Here is a 20,457-nt window from a genome sequence, read left to right as displayed (position 1 = left end):
TCACACAATCCGGTAACCCTCAGTGTGCGTGTTATATAGCCGGTTTGTGCCAGTCCACAAACCGGCTACGCTGCGCGCGTGAATTCCGTCACCAGTTTGTGTAGCACTACAGACTAGCTACGCTGACGTCGTGATATTCGTAGCTTGTTGGTGCAGCGGCGGACGGTTTCCCTCCTTGGCTCGACCTGAATACGCCGCTTCCTTCTGTTTCTGCCGACGCTGACAGTAGTCTCAGCGTCGGCAGAAACAGAAAGGTCAGGTGTGCTGTGACAACGATGTCACAGATGGGCGTCATCAGCAAACAGAAGATTACCGACCTGTAAGTCCCACATAGCACCGCGTCTCAGAGCTCGCACGTGTCGATATCAGTTTCCGTCCAAAACGCAACTGGCCCCGCCTCCCAAAGTGGGGAAGCGGGACCAGTTGCGTTATCGTCCTACTGATGAGTTACATCAGCGTGGATTCATAGTCTCAGCCGTTGACGCGGTCGATACCGGACTGGACGTCAGCCAGCACGGAATCCCAAGAGGCGATGAACTTGGCGACACCGTCAGCCTCGAGCTGGTCGGTGACATCCTTGATGTTGATGCCCAGGGCAGCGAGCTTGTCCATGATAGCCTGGGACTCCTCATAGGTGCCCTTGATGGACGGAGCGCCGTTGCCGTGATCGGCGAGAGCATTCAGGGTCTTCTCCGGCATGGTGTTGACCACGTGCGGAGCGACGAGCTCGTCGACATACTTGCAATCGGAGTACGCGGCGTTCTTGGTGCCGGTGGAAGCCCACAGCGGACGCTGCTTCTTGGCGCCCTTGGCCTCGAGAGCAGCCCAGCGAGGATCGTTCGCGAACTTATCCTCGAAGAGCTTGTAAGCCAGACGAGCGTTGGCGACAGCGGCCTTGCCTTCGAGGGCCTTGGCCTCGTCGGAGCCGTTGGCTTCGAGCAGCTTGTCGACAGCGGTGTCCACGCGGGACACGAAGAAGGAAGCGACGGAGCCGATGTGCTTGAGGTCGTGGCCGTTGGCGTCAGCCTGGGCGATGCCCTCGATGAAGGCGTCGATGACCTGCTCATAGCGCTCGATGGAGAAGATCAGCGTCACGTTGACGGAGATGCCCTTCGCGAGCGTGGCGGTGATGGCCGGAAGGCCTTCGAGGGTCGCCGGGATCTTGATCATGGCGTTCGGGCGGTTGACCTTCTCCCACAGTTCCACAGCCTGCTTCTCGGTGGCTTCGGTCTCATGGGCAAGACGCGGGTCCACTTCTATGGAGACGCGGCCGTCGACGAAGTCCGTGGCCTCGGCGATATCACGGAAGATATCGGTCGCGTTGCGCACGTCGGTGGTGGTCAGCTCGCGCACGGCGGTCTCAACGTCGACCTTGCCGAGCTCCTTGAGCTGCGCATCGTACGGGCCAACCTGAGAGAGGGCCTTCTGGAAGATGGACGGGTTGGTGGTCACGCCAACGACGTTCTTGTTCTTGATGAGGTCCTGCAGGGAGCCGGACTCGATGCGGGTGCGGGACAGGTCGTCCAGCCAAATGGAAACACCGTTGTCGCTGGTGCGCTGAGTTGCTTCAGTCATGTTGTGTTACTCCTTGATATTCCTAGATGGGAACACATTTATTCTATATGGAAGGGTACCTTGAGGTTTCCTTTACGCGAAGTCAAGGTACCCTTCCATGGTGGAAATGAACGGAATCAGGCGTTCACTTCGGCGATGGAAGCCTTGGCAGCCTCCACGACGTGCTCGGCGGTGATACCCAGATCGATCATGTTCTGGGCGCCGTCACCCTGCAGGCCGAACTGCTCGATGGAGATGGCCTTGCCGTAAGCACCGAGGTACTTGTACCACGGCATGGCAACGCCGGCCTCGATGGAGACGCGGGCCTTGACACCGGCCGGGAGGATTTCCTCCTTGTACTCGTCGTCCTGCTCCTCGAACCATTCCATGGACGGGAAGGACACAACGCGAGCCTTGATGCCTTCAGCGGCGAGGGTCTTGGCGGCGGCCACGGCCCACTGGACCTCGGAGCCGGAAGCCATGACGATCACGTCCGGGGTACCCTCGGTGTCGACGAGGACATAAGCGCCCTTGCGGACACCGTCCTTCGCCTTGTCCTTGGTCTCGGCGAGCGTTGGCACACCCTGGCGGGTGAGGATCATCGCGGTCGGCAGGGTGTTCTTCTTCTCGAAGAAGTAACGGTAGGCCTCTGCGGTCTCGTAGGCGTCGGCAGGACGCACGACCTCGAGCTGCGGCATGGCGCGGAAGGCGGCCAGATGCTCGATCGGCTGGTGGGTCGGGCCGTCCTCGCCGAGGGCGACGGAATCGTGGGTCCACACGTACAGGTTCGGGATCTCCATGAGTGCGGCCAGACGCACAGCCGGACGCTCGTAATCGGAGAACTGGAAGAACGTGCCGTTGAACGGGCGGGTGTCGGAGCCGAGCAGGATGCCGTTGGTGATGGCACCCATCGCGAACTCGCGCACGCCGAAGTGCAGCTGGCGGCCGTATTCGGACTGCTCAGGCCAAGTGCGGGTCTCGTCGGAGGACGGGCCGAAGGACTTTGCGCCGTTGATGTTGGTGTTGTTGGAGCCACCGAGATCGGCGGAACCGCCCCACAGCTCAGGCATGACCTCAGCGATGGCGTTGAGGACCTGACCGGAGGACTTGCGAGTGGCGACACCCTTGCCGACTTCCTGGGCTGCTTCGAAGGCGTCGATGGCCGCGTCGAAGCCTTCAGGCAGCTTGTGCGCCTTGATACGCTCATACAGGGCGGCCTTGTCCGGGTTGGCCTTCTGCCAGGCGGCGAACTTCTCGTCCCACTCCTTGTGGGCCTCGAGACCGCGCTCGGCGACCTTACGGGCATGGGCGAGGGCTTCCTCGTCGATCGGGAAGTCGACGTCCGGGTCGAAGCCGAGTTCCTTCTTCAGGCCGGCGACAGCCTCGGCACCGAGCTTGGAGCCGTGGGAAGCCTCGTTGTTGGTCTTGCCCGGGGTCGGCCATGCGATGAGCGTGTCGACCTTGATGAAGTGCGGACGGTCGGTGACGGTCTCGGCCTTGTCGATGGCCGCGGCGAGCGCCTCGACGTCCTCCTTGTAGGAGCCGTCGGGCTGGATGAAGGACACTTCGTCGGTGTACCAGCCGTAGGCCTCGTAACGCTTGAGGATGTCCTCGGAGAAGGTGAGCTTGGTGTCGCCTTCGATCTGGATGTGGTTCGCATCGAAGATCACGAAGAGGTTGCCGAGCTTCTGGTTGCCAGCGAGCGAGCCGGCTTCGGAGGAAACGCCTTCCTCGACGTCGCCTTCACCGCAGATGACCCACACCTTGTGGTCGAACGGGGAGGTGCCTTCGGCGGCATCCGGGTCGAGCAGACCGCGCTCGAAGCGCTGGCCGTATGCGAAACCGACGGCGGAAGCAAGACCCTGGCCGAGCGGGCCGGTGGTCATTTCGATGCCCGGGGTCAGGCCGTACTCAGGATGGCCCGGGGTGCGGGTGTCGGCGCCGCCGCGGAAGTACTTGAGGTCGTCCAGCGTCAGGCCGTAGCCGGAGAAGAACAGCTGCACGTACTGCGTGAGCGAAGCATGGCCACCGGAGAGGATGAAGCGATCACGTCCGGCCCACTTGGGATCGTTCGGATCGTGCTTGATGTAGTGCTGATACAGCGTGTAGGCAATCGGAGCCAGGGACACAGGGGAGCCGGGGTGGCCGTGTCCAGCACGCTCGACGGCGTCGGCGGAGAGGACCTTCGCCATCTTGACGGCGCGCTCGTCCAATTCAGACCAGGTGAAATCGGTCATAGGTGATCTACTTTCCTTCCAATACTTCGGGTGGCCGCGCATTCGGCTTGTGCCGCGCCACGGACGCCCTCACATTGCTATTCCATGCTAACTATTGCATCAGACTTCGGGGTGCGCTTTTGGCGTGTTATGGCACATTCGTGTGCTCTTGTTGGTGCAAATGAACATGATGTTTGTGCGGATTTCCCTGTCGATGAACCGATTAGCACTCTCGACTCTGGAGTGCTAAGACAATACATATCGACTTCTCATCAGAAATCATGCCTGTGTCGTGTGTGCCGGTACACAAGCGCGCTCCTGCCCGCCTGGACGGGAGACCGGCATGATTCCAACAGAAGAACCTTCACGGAACGTGAAACAACGACAAAGAAACGAATAAGGAGGCGCGCATATGACGCAATCGAGACGCATGTTGGTCCTGCGCGCCGTGGTGGAGGACTACATCCGTTCGCAGGAGCCGGTCGGCTCGACATCGCTGACACGGAACCACCATCTCGGTGTGAGCTCGGCGACCGTGCGCAACGATATGGCCGCACTGGAAGACGAAGGTTACCTGGTCCAGCCGCATACCTCCGCCGGCCGAGTGCCAACCGAAAAAGGATACCGATATTTCGTTGACCGCTTGGCGACCGTCGTTCCGCTGTCACCAGCGCAACGCAGGGCGATCGGCAACTTCCTCGGCGGATCGGTTAGCCTTGAGGACACCTTGCAGCGAGCCGCCCGATTGCTGGCCCGCATCACCGGGCAGGTGGCGGTCGTCGCTTCTCCGGCGTTGTCGAAATCCACGCTCAGGCACGTCGAAATCGTCCCTGTATCCATGAACAAACTGCTTGCGGTCATCATCACCGATACCGGAAGAGTCGCCCAGCATACCTTGGAAGTGCACCCGTTACCCTCGACCGAGCTGCTCGCGACCTTCTCGGAGACGGTCAACGCGCGCTGTGCCGGGCAATCACTGACATTGGCGGCGAAAACCATCGTCGCCTTGGGCAAAACCGTCGAACACGGCGAACTGTCGGCACTGGCACAGGCCCTGTCCCGCGCCCTGACCAGCATGGCAGAAGACGAACAGGCCACCGACATGTATATGGCGGGTACATCGAAACTCGCCCATCAGCATTCCGGCACAGAGATGGCCCCGCTGCTCGACGCGCTCGAGGAACAGGTCGTCATCATGAGACTCATGAATTCACTAAGCGAGGAAGTCACGGAAAACGGCGTGGGCGTCGCCATCGGATCGGAAACGCATACCCCCGAACTCATGCACGCCTCCGTCGTCACCAGCGGATACGGGCATATCAACGCGACCATCTCCGAAGGCTCTGCCTCCGCGCAAGCCGGCAAGCCTGTCGCTTTTGTCGGGTCAATCGGTCCCACGCATATGGATTACGTCACGACCATGGCCGCGGTCCGAGCGGTCGCCAGATACCTCACCGGGATCATCGGCGAAGACGCGACAGACGCAGACAGCTGACATAGGGCTGTGACACAATACTTGCAGAAACCAACCAAAGGAAATAAGCAGTGGCAGACTACTACGAGGTCCTGGGCGTGGAACGCACGGCCAGCGAAGAGGAAATCAAAAAGGCCTATCGCAAGATGAGCCGCAAATACCATCCTGATATCGCCGGTCCCGAATTCGAGGACAAATTCAAGGAGGTCAACAGCGCCTACGAAGTGCTGTCCAACCCCGACAAACGCCGGATGTACGACCAGGGCGTCGACCCCAACGACCCGTCAAGCGGTTTCGGGTCCGGAGCTGCCGGCTTCGATATGGGCGATGTCGGCGATATCTTCGGACAATTCTTCGGCGGTGCTTTCGGCGGCGGCGCTTCGCAAGGTCCCACCCCGCGCACCCAGCCGGGTAGGGATGCGCTCGCCAGAACGTCCATCGACCTGAAAACCGCGGTGTTCGGCGGTGTCGCCCACGTGACTATCAACACCTTCGGCCTGTGCCAGGAATGCGGCGGCTCGGGCGCCACAGAAGGCTCCCAGCCGGTGACATGCCCCGACTGCCACGGACAGGGGTACCGCCAGAAAGTCGTGCGCACGATGCTCGGCCAGATGATGACATCCGCGCCGTGCGAACGTTGCGAAGGACATGGGACCATCATCGAGCATCCTTGCCCGGCGTGCATGGGGCATGGCCGCGTACGTACTACCCGTGACGTCGGAGTGACTGTCCCGGCGGGCGTCCACGATGACACCAGGCTGCGTCTGCCGCATCAGGGAGAAGTCGGCGAAGGCGGCGGGGCCGCGGGCGACCTGTACGTCGATATCCGCATCAAGCCTGACAAACAATTCACCCGTGACGGCGATGACCTGCACTGCTGGGTACAGATTCCGATGAGTTGGGCGGTGCTTGGACACGGGCTCGATATCGACACCTTCGATGGTTCGCAGCATCTTGACATTCCTGAAGGCTGCCAACCAGAACAAACCGTGACCTTGAAAGGGCTTGGGGCGACCAAGCTCGGTGAGACGAACCGCGGCGACCTGATCATCCACGTCAATGTGGTCATTCCGACCAAGTTGAAGGACGGTGAACGCCAGCTGATTGAGCAGTTCGGCGAACGTCACGACGGGGACAAACCGAAGGTCGAGCAAAGCTCCAAGCCGTTGAGCGCGAAGAAAGGCTTCTTCAGCAAGCTGAAAGACGCTTTGGGCTGATTTATGGTGACGGTCCGGTGATTCAATAACTGTGCCCGTTTGCTGTTGATGGGTTTTCAGGATTCCCATCAACAGCAAACGGGCACATTCGGTTGCGCACTGGCAAGGAGACCAGCCCGCTGTTCATTGTTATTTCAGCAAGGAGTTATTTCAACAATGAGTGGCACATCGAGCGGTATTCGCTGACATACCCGCCGCCGAAGAACACGCAGTGCCCGGCGATGGGATAGAGCTGCCAGATGGTGATGCGGTCCTGCCATCCTGCCTTGAGCGGATGCACACGCTGATATCCGTCGAGAATCTCGTGCAGATACGACATGCCGAACAGGTTCAGCATCGCGAGATCCTCCTCCCGGTGTCCGCCATGGGCGGCCGGGTCGATGAGCACTGCCTCCACATCGCCGCTGTCCCGGGTCCACATGACGTTGCCGCTCCATAGATCCCCGTGCACGCGCGCCGGCGTGTCGTCCGCGGCGCGTCCCAGCAGATCCGGCAGGCGGTCGATGACCTCATTGGTCAGTGCCAGGTCATCGTCGGTAAGCTCGCCGCGCTGGATGCCCAATTGCACCATCGGCCTGAGCCTGCCATCCGCCAGATAACTCACCGGGTCGTCCCAGTCGCCGGTGTCCATCGGAACCGGGTCCTGCAGCGGACCGAAATAGCACGTTCCTGTGTATCCATCCGGAGCCGACCCGAAATGCGCGGCGCCGGCGTCATGCATATGGGCGAGCGCGGCCCCGAAATCGTATGCGGCTTTCGGCGTGGGCGAGCAGCCTTCGACACGCTCGATATCCAGCCAGTTGTCGCCCCATCCGTAGACGTCGACCACGCGCGGTCCGCCCTGGGCTTGGGCTTGACCCAACCATTGCAACCCGCGGCCCTCGCATTCGAAGAACCCGGCGGGAGTGAACATCCTGCTCTTGCGGTATTTCGCCATATGAACAACCTCCTGATCGGTTTATTCCAGTGTATGCCTTTCCCGTTGTGTGTGCTCTTTGCGGCAAAACCGAACCGTGTTGTGGAAATATGCGCACGGCCGGATAAAGTAGTCACGTCATCTGCTGTAAGCAATACTGACAACCAGATAGACAATCGATTCGACACGATAAGAGGGATCATGAATTTCTTCCAAGCGATTATTCTCGGCTTGGTGCAGGCGCTTACCGAATATCTTCCGGTATCGTCGAGCGCACATATTCGTATCATCGGCGAGCTGATGTTGCACACCGATCCTGGGGCTGCGTTCACCGCGATCATTCAGCTGGGTACTGAACTCGCGGTGCTGTTGTATTTCCGCCGTGATATCGCGCGCATTCTGTCACATTGGTTCCGCTGCCTGTTCACCCGTCCGATCACGGGGGATTGGAAGGAGCGGTTCGGCACGCGGGACAGGGACGCGGCCGAAGGCTGGTACATCATCATCGGCACCATTCCGATTGTCGTGGCCGGTCTGCTGTTCCAGGACGCCATCGAGACCACGTTGCGCAACCTGTGGATCACGGTGACGGTGCTGATCATCTTCGGCGTCCTGCTGTGGGTGATTGATGCGAAGGCGCCGCAGAAGAAGACGATTCGCGAGATGAACTGGAAAGAGGCGCTGATTTTCGGTATCGGACAGATGCTCGCTTTGATTCCTGGCGTGTCGCGTTCCGGCGGCACCATCACTTTCGGCCGTGCGATGGGATACACCCGTGAAGCCGCAGTGCGGGTGAGCTTCCTGATGGCGATTCCGGCGGTCTTCGGTGCGGGCATTCTGGAAACCGTGAAATCGGTGGGTTCGGCTGCTGCCGATCCGACCTTCCCGGGTTGGGGCGCGACCATCGCGGCGACTGTCGTCAGTTTCGTGGTCGGTTATGTCGTGATCATCGGCTTCCTGAAGTTCGTTTCGACGTTCTCGTACCGCGCGTTCGCTATCTACCGCATCGTGATCGCCGTCATTGTCGCGATTCTGCTGATTGCCGGCGCATTGCAGCCGATGGAGCAGACGACCAAGACGGCTGCGATTGAGATGGTCAACACCGTGGCAGCGATGTTCTGACCTACGTAAGGCTTTGGATTGCCTCCATGCACGTGGCGGGCCGCGAGGGGCGTCATGCGTGTGGTTCCGCGGATTCGCGGATTCATACGTGTGGCGCCCTTTGCATACCCGAAGAGCGCTGTCTACCCTGAGCAGGCCTGTGGGTATCATGCCCTTCCATGATGCAACATGTGGTTCACGGATTCGGCCCTGTATGGGACGAGGCTTCGCAAGTGCTTGTGCTAGGCAGTATGCCGAGCCCGAAATCAAGGGAGCAGGGCTTTTACTATATGCATCCCAGAAACCGGTTCTGGCCTGTGATGGCGGCGGTGTTCGGCGGCGATCCCGGGCGCGAGCCGGCCACGCGTGCGGCGTTCGCGTTGAACCATCATGTCGCATTGTGGGACGTGCTTGCCTCCTGTGATATTTCGGGGGCGAGCGACGGTAGCATCCGCAATCCCGAGCCCAACGACATCAGTATGATTCTACGTGGCGCGCCGATACGGCTGGTGATGACCACTGGAAGCAAGGCCGGACAGCTGTACGTCAAACTTGTCGAACCCGGACTCAAACGGCTCGGTATTGATGTGGAGATGATGACAGTGGCGTCCACGAGTCCGGCAAATGCAGCCAAGTCGCTGGATGATCTAGTGTCGATTTACCGAGCGGCGTTCGCCCGCGCAGGGGTGCTTGTGGCGGTGCATGCGGCAACTGACGCGTCCGCCGGCGGGAGAAGCGGGGCCGCGGAGGGGAAGCCTACAGTGGAAAACAAAAAATCCCGGGCTTGACACCCGGGATGATGGAGCGGACAACGGGACTCGAACCCGCGCTCTCGACCTTGGCAAGGTCGCGCTTTACCAACTAAGCTATGTCCGCATGTTCTTCTGTCACAACGTAACCGCACGACTTGGAACGTGGATTACTATAGCGTCGTGTCGACCGGCCGGCAAATCCACGGCGTGTCGGCCGGTCGACACGACTGCTGAAGGTGAATCGCCGCTTTACTCCATGCGTTTGAGAAATGCCTCGGCCTCTTTGACCAGCTGTTCGGCTTGCGGCGCCCCGAGCGAGGCTATGGTACGGGCGCGCTGGGCGAGGTCGTACTCGCGCTCTAGCTTGGCGATATACGCTGACAGCCGGTCGTCACATGCGGCGATTGTGGACGCCTTCATCTTCCATGTCTCCGCCTTCGCCGCCAGATCCTTGGTGTCAAGCGGCACGCCGAGAATCGTGGACAGTCCGTGCACAAGTTCCAAAGTGCCCTGCGCACACATATCCGTATTCATGTATTTGGGAATGGACACCCACATGGATGTCGTCCGCATGCCAGCGTTGCAGGCCATCTGGTCAAGTATGGTGGTGATACCGATGGGGCCACTGTATTCACGGTCGAGCTCGCAAGAGCAGGTGGCACTGGAAATGTCTACCGGCAGCGGCCTGGTGTGCGGGCATGCGGCGTACATCGAGCCGAGCGTGATGACATGGGTGACGTCGTAGTCCTCGGCGACATGCAGGACCTCCCTGCAATAGTCTTTCCAGTGATAATTCGGTTCTGGGGCGATCTGGACCAGAACGTGTAGGTCGGGAGAGAGGGTGATGTCGTAGAACGAGGTGTGCGGCCAGATGATGCGTGCCCGGCCGGTGATATGGCAGAGCATAGGGCGGGTGGCCTGGTAGTCGTAATAGCCATCCGAATTGATTTCGTGGATGAGTTTGGATTCGTAGTGGCCGATGAGGTAATGGATGACTTCGCTTGCGGCTTGGCTCGCATCGTTCCAGCCCTCGAAGGCGGAGATCATGAATGTCTCATGCATCGGTTCTGCTCTCATAGCCTCTAATGTATCTGTTCCTTGCGGTGTGTGCCGGCGCTTATGCCGGTGGTGAATCCTCTCAGCCCTTGGAAATATTGAGTTTTTCCTACTGACGGGAACGACGGCGGCAGAAAGCGACACGCCGAGGAAGGCACTCGATTTTGCAAATCACACGGATGTCGTTATAGTAATTACTCGTTGCTTCAAACACAGCAATGTGGTTGAAACGCGGACATAGCTTAGTTGGTAAAGCGCGACCTTGCCAAGGTCGAGAGCGCGGGTTCGAGTCCCGTTGTCCGCTCTAAGGTCCGATGAGTTGACGACCTTACGGTGGGTTAGCCAAGCGGTTAGGCAGCGGCCTGCAAAGCCGTATAGACGAGTTCGACTCTCGTACCCACCTCTGGCGAGGAAGGCGTAAGTCTTCCAAACCAAGACACAACCTGGGCGGTTGGCGCAGAGGTAGCGCACTTCCCTGACACGGAAGGGGTCACAAGTTCGAATCTTGTATCGCCCACGAGTCCGGAGGAATCCGGCTTTCTTCACCAATCGGGTGATTGGCGCAGCGGCTAGCGCACTTCCTTCACACGGAAGGGGTCGCAGGTTCGATTCCTGCATCACCCACATCATCAGGAACGTCACGCGATGCGTGGCGTTTTTTGTTTTCCACTGTCGGCTTCCCCTCCGCGGCCGGGTTATAGGCCAACATGTGTGTCCAGCGGCGCGCCAATGGAACACTGCCGTCACCTACAACTGGTTACGCCAGGATCATCGTCAACGCCGTCAGTTTGTGCAGTGATTGCCCAAGACGCGTGTCCGGTTGTGGAGCGTACGACAGTTAGGATCATTGTTCCGGTAGTTGTGTGCGTCCTGTACGCCGTGGCATGCGCAACTGGACAGATATAGCCGGAAAGTATCGGCACTGCATCGTGTTCCGCGCCTTACACATGCCCGGACATATGTAAAGTGACATTCCGTCACCCAGACAGGCTGGAAGATCTCCTACCTAGCGTGAGACGTATGCCGGGGCATGCGCGGCACGGCATATCCGAACTCGCGCGTACACCTTGCATCGCAACAGGTCCGTGCGGGTTTCAGGTACCCATGCCTGCCCGGTCCGAACCCACAGACCAGAAGACCCAAAACCGCGACACACCCGACAACACAACCCTTCCACCCAATTCCAGACACACAGATTGGGCGATACTTGGCGGACATCCACAGTCTTCATGCCGCACCGGGGTGCAATGTCGTGTCCCGCATTTACCGTAAACGAGGTAACACACAGTCCAGGCCTGCACCTTAGTACCGCGGGCCCCGATAGCAAAGGACACCTCATGGCAGAACAAACCATCTCCATAACAGTCAACGGTGAAGTGAAGGAGGTGGATGCAAGCCAGACCGGCGTCGATCTCTTCAGCGACAACAAAGACATCATCGCCGTGCGTCGCAACGGCGAACCCCGTGACCTGTACACCCCTCTTCACGATGGTGACAAGGTTGAGCCGATCGCCCTCGATTCCGAGGACGGTCTGGCCATCATGCGGCACTCCGCAACCCACGTCATGGCACAGGCCGTGCAGGAGATTCGTCCTGATGCCAAGCTCGGCATCGGTCCTGTCATCAAGGATGGCTTCTACTACGATTTCGACGTCAAGGATCCGTTCACTCCGGAGGATCTCAAGGAAATCGAAAAGCGCATGCAGCGCATCATCAAGTCCTCCCAGTCCTTCCGCCGCCGCGTGGTCAGCGAGGAAGAAGCTCGCGCCGAAGAAGCGGGCCAGCCCTACAAGCTTGAGCTGATTGGCGCCAAGGAAGCCGAAATCGACGAAGCCGCGTCCACCGAGGTCTCCGGCAAGGGCGAGCTGACCATGTACGACAATGTCGACCGTGAAGGCAATGTGGTGTGGAAGGATCTGTGCCGCGGACCTCACCTGCCGAACACGCGCTACATCAAGGCATTCAAGCTGGAACGCACCGCAGCCGCATATTGGCGCGGCGATGAGAAGAACCCGATGCTTCAGCGTATCTACGGCACCGCGTGGGCGAGCAAGGACGACCTGAAGGCCTATATGTCCCGCATGGAAGAGGCCGCCAAGCGCGATCACCGTAAGCTCGGGCAGGAAATGGACTTGTTCTCCTTCCCGGAGGAGATTGGACCTGGTCTCGCCGTGTTCCATCCGAAGGGCGCCGCGGTCATCAACGCGATGGAGGATTACTCCCGCGAAATGCATCGCAAAGCCCATTACAGCTTCGTGCAGACCCCGCACATCACCAAGGGCGGCCTGTATGAGACATCCGGGCATCTGCATTGGTACAAGGACAATATGTATCCGCCGATGCGCGTTGACGAGGAACGTGATGCGGACGGCAACGTCACCAAGCAGGGCTTCGACTACTACCTCAAGCCGATGAACTGCCCGATGCACAACCTGATTTTCAAGTCACGTCAGCGTTCCTACCGCGAACTGCCGCTGCGTCTGTTCGAATTCGGCACGGTGTACCGCTACGAGAAGTCCGGCGTGGTGCACGGCCTGACGCGAGTCCGCGGTCTGACTCAGGATGATTCGCATATCTACTGCACGCGCGAGCAGATGAAGCCTGAGCTTCGCCGCCTGCTCACCTTCGTGCTCAAGGTGCTCAAGGACTTCGGCCTCAACGACTTCTATCTGGAACTGTCGACCAAGGATCCCCACAAGTTCGTCGGCTCCGACGAGATCTGGGAGGAAGCGACCAATACGCTCGCCGAGGTCGCCAAGGAATCCGGACTCGAACTCGTCGACGATCCTGCTGGCGCCGCGTTCTACGGCCCGAAGATTTCCGTCCAGGCGCGCGATGCCATCGGCCGTACCTGGCAGGTGTCCACCATCCAGCTCGACTTCAACCTGCCTGAGCGTTTCGGCCTTGAGTATATCGCGGCAGATGGCACCCACCAGCGCCCGGTGATGATTCACCGTGCCCTGTTCGGCTCCATTGAGCGTTTCTTCGCCATCCTGCTCGAGCATTATGCCGGCGCCTTCCCGGTCTGGCTCGCCCCGGTGCAGGTCACGGGCATCCCGGTCGCCGACGAGTTCGCCCCGCATCTGCAGGCGTTCATCGATGATCTCGAGGAGAACCTCGTGCGTTGTGAGATGGACAACTCGGACGATCGTTTCGGCAAGAAGATCCGCAATGCGTCCAAGTCGAAAGTCCCGTTCACACTTATTGCCGGTGAGGAGGACGTCAAGAAGAACGCTGTCAGCTTCAGGTTCCGTGACGGTAGCCAGCTCAACGGCGTGCCGGTGGACCAGGCTAAGGCGTGGATCCTCGAAGTCATCAAGAAGCGTGTCCAAGTGAACAACGCCGACGATTTCGCGGCCGCGACCAAGTGACCCGTACGACATTGCGCTGAACGGGTTCGGGCGGCACTGGACATTTCAGTGCCGCCCGATTCGCCTGCCGATAATCGACAAGAAAGGTATCGAAGACAATGCTGGAACATTGCCGGGGATTGTGGAAGAAACTGACCGAACCCATCGCCCGTGTTTGCGTACGTATGCATATGAGTGCCAATGGCATTACAATCACCGGGTCGATTCTGTCCATAGCGTTGTCCATTGCAATTGGCATCACCGGTTGGATCATTCCCCTCGTGTTTTTCCTCGCGATTGTCGTGCTGTTCGATTCCCTGGACGGTTCTGTGGCCATGCTGACCACCGGGGGAACGAAATTCGGCGCATTCCTTGATTCAACTCTTGACAGAATCGCCGATTGGGCGGTTCTCATCGGCTGCATCTTGATTTTCTACCTGCATAGCGACTGGTGGATGCACGGCGGATCCGGTGAGGACGTCATCTCTCATGTCGGTATCAGTTGCGCGCTCGTTTCCATCATGACCTCATTCGTCACCTCCTATGCCCGTGCTCGTGCGGAATCTGTGGGGTACGAGGCTAAAAACGGCATCGCGACACGGGCTGATCGCCTGTTCATCATCCTAGTTGGCATGTTCGTGACCGGATTGACCTATAACGGGTTGTGGCTTGCCATCGCGATGGCGCTCTTGACTGTGCTCGGCCTGATTACGGTGTTCCAGAGGATTTTCGAGGTGCGGCGTCAGATGAAAGCCGATGAGCGGTAACACCGGCCATGCTTGACAGGGTCCTTATCTTCATCGCCAAGCACGCCGGTATGCTGCCTGAGCGGCTGGTCAGGGGGCTGTTCTTGTTCGCCGCTGATATCGCTTGGCTGACGCGCGCCGGCGGCGTCAAGCAGTTGGAACGCAACCTGTCACACGTATTGCATGACCACAACCGGTCTGAACATGACGGAGTATGGGCAGCAATCCGGAACAGGATACATCTGCGGCATGTTTCCCACCGGGCGATGCGGTCCTATTTCACGTATTTCTCCGAAGCCATGACGGTCGGCGGCAGAAGCGATGAATGCCTGAGTGCCCGTGTACGCGGGGACGGCCCCGGGTGTGCGCTGATCATCGAATCCACGCGTGTGCAAGCCGGTTCGGTGCCCATCGCTATGGGACATCAAGGCAATTGGGATTACGCCGGGTATTGGGCGTATCGCGATATCGCCCCGGTGACCACGGTCGCCGAACGGTTGGAGAACGAAGAACTGCTCAAGACTTTCGTGGACATCAGACGGTCCCTGGGCATTTCAATCCTGCTCACCGGTCAGCCCGGCCTAATCGGTAAACTGGAGGAAAAACTGGACAAGCCGCATGTGGTGGTGCCGCTACTCGCAGACCGTGATCTGAGCCGTCACGGCGAATTCGTCCGCGCCTTCGACTCGATGATTCGTGTGGCGCGAGGGCCTGCAACCTTGGCCTATGACACCGGCTTGCCCCTGTATGTCGTCAATATGTATCGTGAACGTCTGCATGGAGAAAGACGCAGGACAGCCCGTACCCCATACGGGTATGTCTGCCGGGTCAGCGCCCCGATTGATATCTCTCGATTCGCCGGTCTTCCCCGTGAGCAGGCGATTCATGATATCAGCCAGGCATGGGTTGATGTGTGGGCGAGCGGTATAGCCGAGCATCCGCAGGACTGGCACATGCTCCAACCGATTTTCATCGAGGATCTCGACCTGTCACGGCTCAAGGACGTCCCCGACGAGGTCCTCAAGATGATCAAGCAGCGCAAACGAGGCATGTAAGCCTTCGCCGGAAAGCCCGAGACGGTGTAGGCTATGACTATTGTCTTGTTGACGGAAGAAAGGACATGATGTCGAACGCAGATCGTCGCGATGAGGCAGACTGTGGAGCGCAGTGTCAGCCGGATCCGTTGCACGGCCGGAAGTTGCGCGTCGGTATCATCTCGCCGTATTCGTTCGAGACTCCGGGCGGTGTGCAGTTCCATATCCGTGACTTCGCGAAGGAACTGATTGCGCGAGGCCACGAGGTCGAGGTTCTTGCGCCCGGACGACGGACCAACGATATGCCGTTGTGGGTGCAGACGGTCGGTACCTCCTTTGCGATTCCCTACAACGGTTCGGTGTCGCGGCTGAGCTATTTCGGGTTCGTCGGGGCCCAGGTGCGTCGTTGGGTCCGGCAGGGGCATTTCGATATTGTGCATCTTCATGAGCCCGAGACGCCTTCCCTGAGTCATAAACCGCTGACCATGGTGCATCATCCTCCGCTCATCGGGACATTCCATGCTGCGTTCGACGTCTACCCGTTCGCGTTGCGCTTCTTCCAAGGTTACCTCAACCGTTATCTGCGACCACTGTCCCACGCCATCTGTGTCAGCGATGCCGCACGCGAGGTTGCACAACGGTATTTGCCCGGGAACGTGCCGGTGTCGGTCATTCCCAATGGCATCGATGCTGATCAATTCGCCCAGGCCACCCCCGTGACCGCCTGGCAGGGAGACGATGAGAGCCCGACGATCGGGTTCCTTGGAAGGATGGGGGAGGAACGGAAAGGATTCGCGGTATTCTGCCGTACAGCGTCAAGGATTCTTGACCGGTATCCGCAAACCCGGTTCCTGTGTGCCGGCGATGGTGAGCGCGAAGGCAGGTCGATTGTCAATGCGGTCGACCCATCGGGGCGCCTTATGGATCATATGGAATTCCTTGGCAGAATCAGCGATGAAGACAAGGCTCGATTCTACAGGTCGCTCAGCGTCTATATCGCTCCTCAGACCGGAGGTGAAAGCTTCGGTATCGTGCTCGCCGAAGCCATGGCGGCGGGGTGCGCGGTCGTGGCTTCCGATCTTCCTGCATTCGTGGCTGTCGCGGATGATGGTCGTGCTGCTGCGTTGTTCGGTAATGGTGACGACCGTGATTGCGCTTCCGTGGTGTGTTCGTTGATAGCAGACCGTGGGGCACGCGCGTCGTTGGGTGAGGCCGGCCAGAACCGCGCATTGCAGTATGACTGGAGCAGTGTCGTAGACCAGGTGCTCGGCGTGTACGCCGAGGTCTTGTCTTGAAAGCGCTTTACAATCGGTGTGTTTATCGTACCCGTATCTGCTAGGAGCATTATGTCAGGGCATTCCAAGTGGGCGACCACCAAGCATAAGAAGGCCGCCATTGACGCCAAGCGCGGCAAGCTGTTCGCGAAGCTGATCAAGAACATCGAGATCGCAGCCCGTCTGGGCGGCGGCGACCCCGACGGCAACCCGACGCTGTATGATGCGATTGTCAAGGCCAAGAAGGCATCCATGCCTGCCGACAACATCAAGCGCGCCGTCAAGCGTGGCTCTGGTGAGGAAGACGGTGCCGCCAACTACGAGGACATCGTGTACGAAGGGTATGCGCCTGCCGGCGTCGGCCTCATCATCGAATGCCTGACCGATAACCGCAACCGTGCCGCGGCTGAAGTGCGTTCCACACTGACCAAGGGCAACGGTTCCCTGGCCACGTCAGGCGCCGTGAGCTTCAACTTCGAGCGCAAGGGCCAGATCGAGGTGCCGTCCGAGGGTCTGGATTACGACAAGCTCTTCGAGATTGCAGCCGAAGCCGGCGCCGAGGACGTGTCCGATGACGGTGACGTGTTCAGCGTGATCACCGATCCCGCCGATCTTATCACGGTCCGCAAGGGTCTCCAGGAAGCTGGCATCGACTACGATTCCGCCGATCTGGTCATGATTCCGAAGAACGAGATTGAGCTCAGCCTCGACGACGCCCGCAAGGTGTCCAAGCTGATTGACAACCTCGACGACCTTGACGATGTCCAGAACATCTACAGCAACTGGACCGCATCCGACGAGGTGATGGCCCAATTGGAGGAAGAGGAGTGATCTGTTGATCATCCTTGGCGTTGATCCCGGCCTGACTCGGTGCGGGGTCGGCGTGGTGGAAGCCGGCGCGTCACGCCGGCTTTCTTTTATCCATGTCGATGTCATCCGCACCAGCCCCGACACTTCCCAGGATTTGAGGCTGCTTTCGATTTACAACGGACTGGTTGATAAAATCGAACGCTTTGTCCCTGACACGGTGTCCATTGAACGCGTGTTCGCGCAGGCCAATCGCAACACCGTGCTCGGAACCGCGCAGGCGGCGGGTATGGCCATGCTCGCAGCCGCGCAGCGGGGGATACCCGTCGCTTTGCACACTCCGACCGAAGTCAAGCTCGCGATCACTGGCAACGGCAAAGCGGACAAGCTCCAAGTCGAACGCATGGTCATGCGTATCCTGAACCTGTCCGAGATGCCCACCCCGCCTGACGCAGCTGACGCTTTGGCGCAAGCGATGTGCCATGCGTTGCGGCCGGCAGGGGCGTTGCAGGGAGGCGAACGTGAACAGCATCTGACCGCCGCGCAACGACAGTGGGCGGTCGCGGCGCAGCGGGCGAAGCGTCGTCGCGGAGTCGACCGCGGCATGTAAGCTATCGAACAGATGTTCGATTGTTGGTTACACAGCCTGAAGGAGACAATATGATCGCCATGCTTCATGGGCAGGTCGCAGCGGTCGACCAGTCCGGGGTCGTGCTTGATGTCAGCGGTGTGGGCTTTGACGTCCGTATGCCGCAGACTGATCTTGCCTCATTGCACTCAGGGCAATCCGCTACCGTGTACACCTCTATGGCGGTCACCCAGGATGCCATCACGTTGTATGGATTCCTGTCACCTGCTGAGAAAAAGATGTTCCTCCAGCTGCAAAAAGTGAGCGGCATCGGCCCGAAGGTCGCACTTTCGTTGCTGTCCACCTTGCCTCCTGACCGTCTTGCCAGGGCGGTTGCCGACGGGGATGCCACTGCGTTGGCCAAAGCGCCGGGGCTCGGCAAGAAGGGGGCGCAGAAAATCATCCTGGAGCTCAAAGGCTCGCTTGATCTGTCCCAAGTCGAGGGCGTATCGGGCCCAGCTCAGTCGCCGGTGGACACGGGTGCCCAACAGGTCGTTGAAGGGCTTATTTCGCTTGGGTGGCGTCAGCAGGATGCCTTGGATGCCGTCGAACGCGCATGCCGCGACCATGATATTGACACTCCTATAGGCGAGAAGGACGTGCCTCGTGTGCTCAAACTGGCGCTGACCGAACTTGACCGCGGGCGATAATGCATGAGAAGGGCACAGGCGAGATATGCGACAATCTGAAGATATGACGGTGAATAATGATGGCGCCAGGGAGGAATCCCTGCGTATGGTATCTTCGCAACCATTGGACAGCGAGCCAGTGAGTGACGAGGAGCTGCGTCCCCATGTCCTTGAAGGGTTCATCGGGCAGCCACGGCTCAAAGCACAATTGCAGCTGTTCCTTGACGCAGCACGCAAACGTGAGGTTCCCCCGGACCATATCCTCCTGGCGGGCCCTCCAGGGCTGGGTAAGACCACACTTGCCATGATCGTGGCCAACGAACTGGGCGTGCCGATCAGGGTGACTTCGGGGCCTGCCATCCAGCATGCGGGGGATCTCGCATCCATTCTCAGCTCGTTGGACGCCGGAGAAGTACTGTTCATCGACGAGATCCATCGTCTGCCTCGGCCGGCAGAGGAGCTGCTGTACATCGCCATGGAGGATTTCCGTGTCGATGTCATGGTCGGCAAGGGGCCCGGTGCGTCATCCATCCCGTTGACTTTGCCGCGCTTCACGGTGATTGGCGCCACCACAAGGGAAGGCATGTTGCCTTCGCCGCTTCGGGCGCGTTTCGGTTTTACCGCGCATCTGGATTTCTATCCACATGAGGAGTTGGAGAAACTCATCGAGCGGTCCGCTTCGGTGCTTGGCGTGGAATTGGAAGAAGGCGCGGCGCATCAGCTATCCCTGAGATCCAGAGGGACGCCGCGTATCGCGAACCGGTTGCTGCGTCGTGTGCGCGACTGGGCAATCGTCCATGATTTGGAAAGTGTGGACGTCGATGCGGTCACTCAGGCGCTGGCTCTGTACCAGATCGATTCCGAAGGATTGGACAGACTCGATATCGCCGTATTGCAGGCAATCTGCCGTAATTTCAACGGCGGACCAGTTGGCTTGAACAATCTGTCGGCGATGGTGGGCGAGGAATCGGAAACCGTGGAGACGGTATGTGAGCCGTATCTTGTCCGCGAGGGATTCCTCGTACGCACTCCAAAAGGCCGTGTCGCAACGGCTAAGGCCTGGAGGCATCTCGGCCTTGAACCCCAGGATGATGTCAACAAGCTATTCTAAGGTTAGATATTTGGATAGCACCCCGCTAGCACGTCAGGAGTCCCATGTCTCAGAATCTCGATCCTAATATGGTTATGATCGTCATCCTCATCCTGTTCATCTTCATGATGTGGATGAGTTCACGTCGTATGAAGAAGAAGCAGCAGCAGCAGCAGGAAGAATTGCGGGAGGCCATGGTCCCGGGCACTCTCGTCGTGCTTCGTGGCGGCATCATCGCCACGATTGTATCCGTGGACGAGAAGTACGAGGAAATCGTCGTGGATTCCGAAGGCTCTCGTCTGCGCTTCAAGCTCAACGCCGTCGCCGGAAAATACGTGCGTCCGGCGTTCATCGATGACGACGAGGCCGAAGCCAATGATTCGCAGCAGGAAGATGCCAGCAGCGAGGGTGCCGAGGGCACGTCTGCGGCGTCCGAGACTGGGGTTTCTGACACCGAGCGAACCGACGTGCAGAATGCGTCCTCGGCGGATGACACTGCTGATACAGCTGCACCGGCTGAAGCAGGCGAAGCCGATACCGAAGACAAAGCATCCGACAACGAAGCCAAATAACCTATCATAGTCGGTTTCCGTCTCGATTTGCAGCCCGGCGA

The 20,457-nt window shown here is 59.3% G+C and carries 17 protein-coding genes and 5 tRNA genes; 17 read left to right on the top strand and 5 right to left on the bottom strand.

Annotated features, from left to right (window positions below; genetic code table 11):
- Nucleotides 1-471: 471 nt before the first annotated feature.
- Nucleotides 472-1,575, bottom strand: coding sequence for a transaldolase (tal, locus tag ACZ41G_RS04600; protein WP_015450595.1), 1,104 nt, complete (start codon nucleotides 1,573-1,575; stop codon nucleotides 472-474).
- 116 nt (nucleotides 1,576-1,691) lie between these two features.
- On the bottom strand, nucleotides 1,692-3,791 hold the full coding sequence (gene tkt / locus ACZ41G_RS04595) for a transketolase (protein ID WP_033505644.1): 2,100 nt from the start codon (nucleotides 3,789-3,791) through the stop codon (nucleotides 1,692-1,694).
- Nucleotides 3,792-4,182: 391 nt separating this feature from the next.
- Here tkt and hrcA point away from each other — a divergent pair, with 391 nt between their 5' ends.
- Entirely contained in the window at nucleotides 4,183-5,265 is a 1,083-nt protein-coding gene (hrcA, locus tag ACZ41G_RS04590) for a heat-inducible transcriptional repressor HrcA (RefSeq protein WP_033505642.1), read from the top strand.
- A 50-nt stretch (nucleotides 5,266-5,315) separates the two neighbouring features.
- On the top strand, nucleotides 5,316-6,461 hold the full coding sequence (gene dnaJ / locus ACZ41G_RS04585; RefSeq protein ID WP_464144692.1) for a molecular chaperone DnaJ: 1,146 nt from the start codon (nucleotides 5,316-5,318) through the stop codon (nucleotides 6,459-6,461).
- Nucleotides 6,462-6,606: 145 nt separating this feature from the next.
- Here the strand turns inward: dnaJ and ACZ41G_RS04580 are convergent, their stop codons facing one another.
- Nucleotides 6,607-7,398, bottom strand: coding sequence for a fructosamine kinase family protein (locus ACZ41G_RS04580; RefSeq protein WP_412171399.1), 792 nt, complete (start codon nucleotides 7,396-7,398; stop codon nucleotides 6,607-6,609).
- Between the two features lie 180 nt (nucleotides 7,399-7,578).
- Between ACZ41G_RS04580 and ACZ41G_RS04575 the strand changes: the two genes are divergently transcribed.
- Together ACZ41G_RS04575 and ACZ41G_RS04570 are read left to right on the top strand one after the other, a co-directional pair.
- Nucleotides 7,579-8,499 carry an undecaprenyl-diphosphate phosphatase gene (locus tag ACZ41G_RS04575; RefSeq protein ID WP_464144691.1) on the top strand — a complete coding sequence of 307 codons (921 nt, stop codon included), beginning with the start codon at nucleotides 7,579-7,581 and terminating at the stop codon, nucleotides 8,497-8,499.
- A gap of 158 nt (nucleotides 8,500-8,657) precedes the next feature.
- Nucleotides 8,658-9,266, top strand: a complete 609-nt coding sequence (locus ACZ41G_RS04570) for a DNA-deoxyinosine glycosylase (protein ID WP_464144689.1) — start codon at nucleotides 8,658-8,660, stop codon at nucleotides 9,264-9,266.
- 12 nt (nucleotides 9,267-9,278) lie between these two features.
- On the opposite strand, the gene ACZ41G_RS04565 is transcribed toward ACZ41G_RS04570, so the two are convergent.
- Together ACZ41G_RS04565 and ACZ41G_RS04560 are read right to left on the bottom strand one after the other, a co-directional pair.
- A tRNA-Gly gene (locus ACZ41G_RS04565) sits at nucleotides 9,279-9,354 on the bottom strand.
- 125 nt (nucleotides 9,355-9,479) lie between these two features.
- Complete coding sequence (locus ACZ41G_RS04560) at nucleotides 9,480-10,307, bottom strand: PAC2 family protein (RefSeq protein WP_033505633.1); 828 nt, start codon at nucleotides 10,305-10,307, stop codon at nucleotides 9,480-9,482.
- A gap of 210 nt (nucleotides 10,308-10,517) precedes the next feature.
- Here ACZ41G_RS04560 and ACZ41G_RS04555 point away from each other — a divergent pair.
- The 13 genes from ACZ41G_RS04555 (at nucleotide 10,518) to ACZ41G_RS04495 (ending at nucleotide 20,416) form a co-directional block, all read left to right on the top strand.
- Nucleotides 10,518-10,590 (top strand) — tRNA-Gly (locus ACZ41G_RS04555).
- 28 nt (nucleotides 10,591-10,618) lie between these two features.
- Nucleotides 10,619-10,689: transfer RNA gene (locus tag ACZ41G_RS04550), tRNA-Cys, on the top strand.
- A 42-nt stretch (nucleotides 10,690-10,731) separates the two neighbouring features.
- Nucleotides 10,732-10,803, top strand: a tRNA-Val gene (locus ACZ41G_RS04545).
- Between the two features lie 34 nt (nucleotides 10,804-10,837).
- Nucleotides 10,838-10,910: transfer RNA gene (locus tag ACZ41G_RS04540), tRNA-Val, on the top strand.
- Nucleotides 10,911-11,623: 713 nt separating this feature from the next.
- On the top strand, nucleotides 11,624-13,657 hold the full coding sequence (thrS, locus tag ACZ41G_RS04535) for a threonine--tRNA ligase (RefSeq protein WP_464144687.1): 2,034 nt from the start codon (nucleotides 11,624-11,626) through the stop codon (nucleotides 13,655-13,657).
- A 98-nt stretch (nucleotides 13,658-13,755) separates the two neighbouring features.
- The gene (locus ACZ41G_RS04530) at nucleotides 13,756-14,403 is read left to right on the top strand and encodes a CDP-alcohol phosphatidyltransferase family protein (protein ID WP_464144686.1); all 648 of its coding nucleotides are present in this window, start codon (nucleotides 13,756-13,758) and stop codon (nucleotides 14,401-14,403) included.
- Between the two features lie 8 nt (nucleotides 14,404-14,411).
- Nucleotides 14,412-15,437 (top strand): phosphatidylinositol mannoside acyltransferase, encoded by a 1,026-nt coding sequence (locus ACZ41G_RS04525; RefSeq protein WP_464144684.1) that lies wholly within the window; start codon nucleotides 14,412-14,414, stop codon nucleotides 15,435-15,437.
- 68 nt (nucleotides 15,438-15,505) lie between these two features.
- A complete protein-coding gene (locus tag ACZ41G_RS04520; RefSeq protein WP_464146221.1) occupies nucleotides 15,506-16,711 on the top strand; it encodes a glycosyltransferase family 4 protein in 1,206 nt (401 codons plus the stop codon).
- 51 nt (nucleotides 16,712-16,762) lie between these two features.
- Nucleotides 16,763-17,521: a YebC/PmpR family DNA-binding transcriptional regulator gene (locus ACZ41G_RS04515; protein WP_015450581.1), complete on the top strand. Its 759-nt coding sequence runs from the start codon at nucleotides 16,763-16,765 to the stop codon at nucleotides 17,519-17,521.
- Nucleotides 17,522-17,525: 4 nt separating this feature from the next.
- A complete protein-coding gene (ruvC, locus tag ACZ41G_RS04510; protein ID WP_015450580.1) occupies nucleotides 17,526-18,107 on the top strand; it encodes a crossover junction endodeoxyribonuclease RuvC in 582 nt (193 codons plus the stop codon).
- 50 nt (nucleotides 18,108-18,157) lie between these two features.
- Complete coding sequence (gene ruvA / locus ACZ41G_RS04505; protein WP_033505624.1) at nucleotides 18,158-18,775, top strand: Holliday junction branch migration protein RuvA; 618 nt, start codon at nucleotides 18,158-18,160, stop codon at nucleotides 18,773-18,775.
- Between the two features lie 25 nt (nucleotides 18,776-18,800).
- Nucleotides 18,801-19,865 (top strand): Holliday junction branch migration DNA helicase RuvB, encoded by a 1,065-nt coding sequence (gene ruvB, locus ACZ41G_RS04500; RefSeq protein ID WP_033505622.1) that lies wholly within the window; start codon nucleotides 18,801-18,803, stop codon nucleotides 19,863-19,865.
- 44 nt (nucleotides 19,866-19,909) lie between these two features.
- Nucleotides 19,910-20,416, top strand: a complete 507-nt coding sequence (locus ACZ41G_RS04495) for a preprotein translocase subunit YajC (protein WP_081966487.1) — start codon at nucleotides 19,910-19,912, stop codon at nucleotides 20,414-20,416.
- Nucleotides 20,417-20,457: the final 41 nt, after the last annotated feature.

The organism is Bifidobacterium porcinum (assembly GCF_055378475.1).
This window is presented reverse-complemented; position numbering and strand designations above follow the sequence as displayed.

Excerpts from the sequence above, each read along its gene's own strand:
- ACZ41G_RS04575 (WP_464144691.1), top strand. The coding sequence starts at position 7,579 with ATGAATTTCTTCCAAGCGATTATTCTCGGCTTGGTGCAGGCGCTTACC.
- ACZ41G_RS04570 (WP_464144689.1), top strand. The coding sequence starts at position 8,658 with ATGATGCAACATGTGGTTCACGGATTCGGCCCTGTATGGGACGAGGCT.
- ACZ41G_RS04520 (WP_464146221.1), top strand. The coding sequence starts at position 15,506 with ATGTCGAACGCAGATCGTCGCGATGAGGCAGACTGTGGAGCGCAGTGT.
- ACZ41G_RS04525 (WP_464144684.1), top strand. The coding sequence starts at position 14,412 with ATGCTTGACAGGGTCCTTATCTTCATCGCCAAGCACGCCGGTATGCTG.
- tkt (WP_033505644.1), bottom strand. The coding sequence starts at position 3,791 with ATGACCGATTTCACCTGGTCTGAATTGGACGAGCGCGCCGTCAAGATG.
- ACZ41G_RS04580 (WP_412171399.1), bottom strand. The coding sequence starts at position 7,398 with ATGGCGAAATACCGCAAGAGCAGGATGTTCACTCCCGCCGGGTTCTTC.
- ACZ41G_RS04495 (WP_081966487.1), top strand. The coding sequence starts at position 19,910 with ATGTCTCAGAATCTCGATCCTAATATGGTTATGATCGTCATCCTCATC.
- tal (WP_015450595.1), bottom strand. The coding sequence starts at position 1,575 with ATGACTGAAGCAACTCAGCGCACCAGCGACAACGGTGTTTCCATTTGG.
- ruvB (WP_033505622.1), top strand. The coding sequence starts at position 18,801 with ATGCGACAATCTGAAGATATGACGGTGAATAATGATGGCGCCAGGGAG.
- ACZ41G_RS04560 (WP_033505633.1), bottom strand. The coding sequence starts at position 10,307 with ATGAGAGCAGAACCGATGCATGAGACATTCATGATCTCCGCCTTCGAG.
- ruvA (WP_033505624.1), top strand. The coding sequence starts at position 18,158 with ATGATCGCCATGCTTCATGGGCAGGTCGCAGCGGTCGACCAGTCCGGG.
- thrS (WP_464144687.1), top strand. The coding sequence starts at position 11,624 with ATGGCAGAACAAACCATCTCCATAACAGTCAACGGTGAAGTGAAGGAG.
- ACZ41G_RS04530 (WP_464144686.1), top strand. The coding sequence starts at position 13,756 with ATGCTGGAACATTGCCGGGGATTGTGGAAGAAACTGACCGAACCCATC.
- hrcA (WP_033505642.1), top strand. The coding sequence starts at position 4,183 with ATGACGCAATCGAGACGCATGTTGGTCCTGCGCGCCGTGGTGGAGGAC.
- ACZ41G_RS04515 (WP_015450581.1), top strand. The coding sequence starts at position 16,763 with ATGTCAGGGCATTCCAAGTGGGCGACCACCAAGCATAAGAAGGCCGCC.